Here is a 3856-nt window from a genome sequence, read left to right on the forward strand (position 1 = left end):
ATCCCGCAAAGCCGCTGTCGCGGCGCGAGGAGATCGTAAACACGTTCTGAGAGCGGGCAGCCGTTTTGTGAACAATTCTTATGGCGGCAGGGCTGCCATGAGAGCCACAATGCATTGACCATGGCATTGGCCGCGGCAGGCTGTGTTTCCCTCCTCGTGAGGCCTGCGATCGGGCGTGAGAGTCAGCGCCATCACCCCACAACTTGAGGCTCTCCATGCAATTGCTGCTGGCCCCGATGGAGGGGCTGCTGGATTTCGTGCTGCGCGACGTGCTCACCCGGGTAGGGGGCGCGGACCGCTGCGTGTCGGAATTCATCCGCGTCACCGGGCGGCTGCTGCCGGACCGCGTCTTCTTTCGCATCATCCCCGAACTGCGCAACGGATGCCGCACCCTGGCCGGTGTTCCCGTGCGCCCGCAGTTGCTCGGCTCCGATCCGGCGAGCCTGGCGGAAAATGCCGCGCGTCTTGCCGAACTGGGGCCGTTCGGCATCGATCTGAATTTCGGTTGCCCGGCCAAGGTGGTGAACAAGCACGGCGGCGGTGCTTCGCTGCTGCGCGAGCCCGACCGCATCGCGCGCGTGGTGGAGGCCGTGCGCCGCGCCGTGCCGGCGCACATGCCGGTGTCGGCCAAGATGCGGCTGGGATACGACGACGATGGCCTGGCCGTCGACTGCGCGCGGGCCATGCAGGACGGCGGCTCCTGCGAGCTGGTGGTGCATGCGCGCACCAAGGCGGATGGATACCGCCCGCCCGCGTACTGGGACCGCATTCCCGCGATACGCGCGGCGGTGGATATACCCGTGATTGCCAACGGCGAGATCTGGACGGTGCAGGATGCGCTGCGCTGCAGGCGTGAATCGGGTTGCGGCGACCTGATGCTGGGGCGCGGTATCGTTGCCGATCCCGGGCTTGCGCATGCGATCCGCGCCGCCGATTCAGGCGGTGTGGATGCGCCGGTGGTCGAGTGGCCCGATCTGCAGCCGCACATCATCCGGTTCTGGCAGATGGTCTGCGCCGACCTCACGCCGGGGCAGCGCGCCGGACGCCTTAAGCAGTGGCTCAACCTGCTGCGCCGCCGCCATCCGCAAGCCGAGGCGGCCTTCCAGCATCTGCGCACCATCCGCGATCAGCGTGAGATCACGGCGTGGCTGCGGTCGCAGTTCGGCATGTTCGAGGTGAGCTCTCCCAGCCCGCAGGAAGTGCGCTGGCAGCTAGAGCACTGAGTCGGGTACCAGAGGCGCGATGATCTTGAGCATCATCCGCAGCGGCAGGCTGGAGTCGGGGTCCGTGCCTGCATCCTCCAGGCCGCTGCCTTCGGGCGCCTTCCATCGCAGCGCGCCGTCTTCCAGGACGACATGCCATGCGCCGAGCCTGAGCGTCTTCTCGATGAGGTCCGCTGTCTCGTGGGAGAGCTTGCTGCTTCGCACCAGCACCGCGATTTCCGTGTTCTGCAGCTTGGAGCGCTGGTCCAGATTCATCGACCCGATCACGGTCAGCCTGCCGTCCAGCACCAGCACCTTGGAGTGCAGCATCACGCGTTCGGTCTGCGGCGCCGCGTTGCCCGTGCTGCCCATTCCCAGGGCAGCGCGCAGGTTGCTGGGGTCGCTGGCCAGTTCGTAGAGTTCGACGCCGCTGCGCAGCAGCTGTTCACGATAGCGCGCGTAGCCGATGTGCGCGACCGGCGCGTCGTTGGAGGCCAGCGAGTTGGTGAGGATGCGCACGCGCACGCCGCGCCGGACAGCGGCCTTGAAGACTTCCATCATCGTGTCGCCGGGGACGAAGTAGGGCGAGACGATCAGCAGGTCCCTGTGCACGTAGTCGATCAGGCTCACCAGGCCATCCACCACGGAATCGGGCGCCGGAGCCTGCGCGCCGCGGCCCGCGCTCGTGTTCGCGCCGAGCTTTCTTGCGGCCTGGGCGCTGGCCGTGGTCGATGGCGACGCCGTCAACGGATCGGTCTGTCCGTCCGCATCGACGGCCGGGATCTTGCCGGGCCTGTCCGCCAGCATCACCGAATTCGCCCAGATGAGCGGCGCGCTCTTGAGGTCGAGCGCCTGCATGTTCCAGGCCTGCTCGCGCTGTTCGGGGCTGACAGGCGCGCGTGCGGACGGGCGGGGCTCGCCGTCGGGGGGCATGGGCCTGCCGCTGCGCTGCGGCGCGCCGGCATCGGCTTGTCCATGGGCGCTGTCGCCCGCCTGCTCATCCTGCTGCGCGAAGTGGGCGCGCATGCCGTCGAGTTCGTCTTGGGCGATCAGCGACTGGACGGGATAGGCGCGTTCGTTGTTCCAGTAGTCGTCGAAACTGCGCGATAGGTCCTGGACCAGCGGTCCGGCGATCAGCACGTCGGAGTCGATGAAGTTGGAGCTGGCGTTGCCGAAATACGAGTCGCCCAGATTGCGCCCGCCCATCACGCCCATCACGTTGTCAGCGAGGAACAGCTTGTTGTGCATGCGTTGCTGCGCGCGCTGGAAGTCGGTGGCCGCATGCCACATCCGGCTGAGGGCATTTTCGCGATCGCCGGGCAGCGGATTGAACATGCGCATCTGCACATTGGGCACGAAGGCCATGCGCATGACCAGCGCGTTGCGTCCCGTGCCGTGAAAATCGTCGAGCAGAATCCGCACCCGCACGCCGCGCCTGGCCGCATCGGCGATGGAGCGCAGCAGGCGCTCGGTGCTGGCGTCGGCATGGATGGCGTAGTACTGGATATCCAGCGTGAATCGGGCCTGCCTGATGAGCGCCAGCCGGCTGCCGTAGGCGGATTGGGGACCATTGAGCAGCATGAAGCCCGACGCTTGCGGCCCGGCCTTGTTTTCCTTTTGCTTGCGCGCGCGGGTCAACTGCACGAGCGGCGAGTCCGGCGACGGCTGGAGCGCGGTGGAGACGGGGCGCTCGACATGGGTGGGCAGCCTGGTGGCGCAGCCGGTGAGGGACAGCAGCCAGCCCAGCACCAGCCCGAGAGCGGACAAGCGCAGCCAGATAGCGTGCGCGGCAGGGGCAGCCGGGGTGGCGCGGGCGATGGCGGGGCGGTTCATGGGATTCGCGTATCGGCAGTGGATACCCAGCAATGTACTTGCTGCGAGCGCGGCATGTCCTGCCAGCCGGCGCCGCGGCAGGAGGTCGGCGCGACCCGCGCGGGGGCGTGGGCGGCGGACGAGGGCCGCCGCGCGGTCAGCCGCGCCTGCGGATGGCGGTCTTGGGGCGGAAGCCTTTGCAGATTTCGTCGCGTGTTTCGAGATACGGGCCGCCGATCAGGTCGATGCAGTAGGGCACGGCGGCAAAAATGCCGCTCACCTGTTGCGTGCCGTCCGCGGCCTTCAGCCCTTGCAGCGTTTCGGCGATGGCCTTGGGTTGGCCGGGAAGGTTGATGATCAGGCTATGGCCTCGGATGACGGCCACCTGGCGCGACAGGATGGCGGTGGGCACGAATGCCAGGCTGATCTGGCGCATCTGCTCGCCGAAGCCGGGCATTTCCCTGTCGGACACGGCCAGCGTGGCTTCCGGTGTCACGTCGCGCGGCGCGGGGCCGGTGCCGCCGGTGGTCAGCACCAGCGAGCAGCCGGCGTCCACCAGTCCGATCAGCGCGGCGCTGATGCCGTCCTTTTCGTCGGGGATCAGGCGCTCCTCGAAGTCGATGGGATTGTGCAGCGCGCCTGCAAGCCATTCCTTCAGCGCGGGCAGCCCCTGGTCCGCATAGACGCCGGAGCTTGCGCGGTCGCTGATCGATACCACGCCTATCCTCACGCGTTCGGGCGTGGCGGGCAGGGGCGGGAGTTGCGTTGAATCTGTGGTCGTCATGCTCGTGTGAAGAAGTGGGTGCGGGCGCGGCGCGCGGGTTCCGGACGCGCGGTCGCGG

At 67.9% G+C, this 3856-nt stretch carries 3 protein-coding genes; 1 reads left to right on the forward strand and 2 read right to left on the reverse strand.

The window, feature by feature from the left end; genetic code table 11:
• The first annotated feature begins 215 nt into the window (after window positions 1-215).
• Complete coding sequence (locus tag ABWP92_RS16770; RefSeq protein WP_353236544.1) at window positions 216-1223, forward strand: tRNA dihydrouridine synthase; 1008 nt, start codon at window positions 216-218, stop codon at window positions 1221-1223.
• On the opposite strand, the gene ABWP92_RS16775 is transcribed toward ABWP92_RS16770, so the two are convergent.
• Together ABWP92_RS16775 and mog are read right to left on the reverse strand one after the other, a co-directional pair.
• On the reverse strand, window positions 1212-3035 hold the full coding sequence (locus tag ABWP92_RS16775; RefSeq protein ID WP_353236545.1) for a phospholipase D family protein: 1824 nt from the start codon (window positions 3033-3035) through the stop codon (window positions 1212-1214). The genes ABWP92_RS16770 and ABWP92_RS16775 overlap by 12 nt on opposite strands.
• Window positions 3036-3171: 136 nt before the next feature.
• Window positions 3172-3798: a molybdopterin adenylyltransferase gene (mog, locus tag ABWP92_RS16780; RefSeq protein WP_353236546.1), complete on the reverse strand. Its 627-nt coding sequence runs from the start codon at window positions 3796-3798 to the stop codon at window positions 3172-3174.
• Window positions 3799-3856: the final 58 nt, after the last annotated feature.

The organism is Diaphorobacter ruginosibacter, assembly GCF_040396215.1.
GTDB classification, from domain to species: Bacteria; Pseudomonadota; Gammaproteobacteria; order Burkholderiales; family Burkholderiaceae_C; genus Diaphorobacter_A; species Diaphorobacter_A ruginosibacter_A.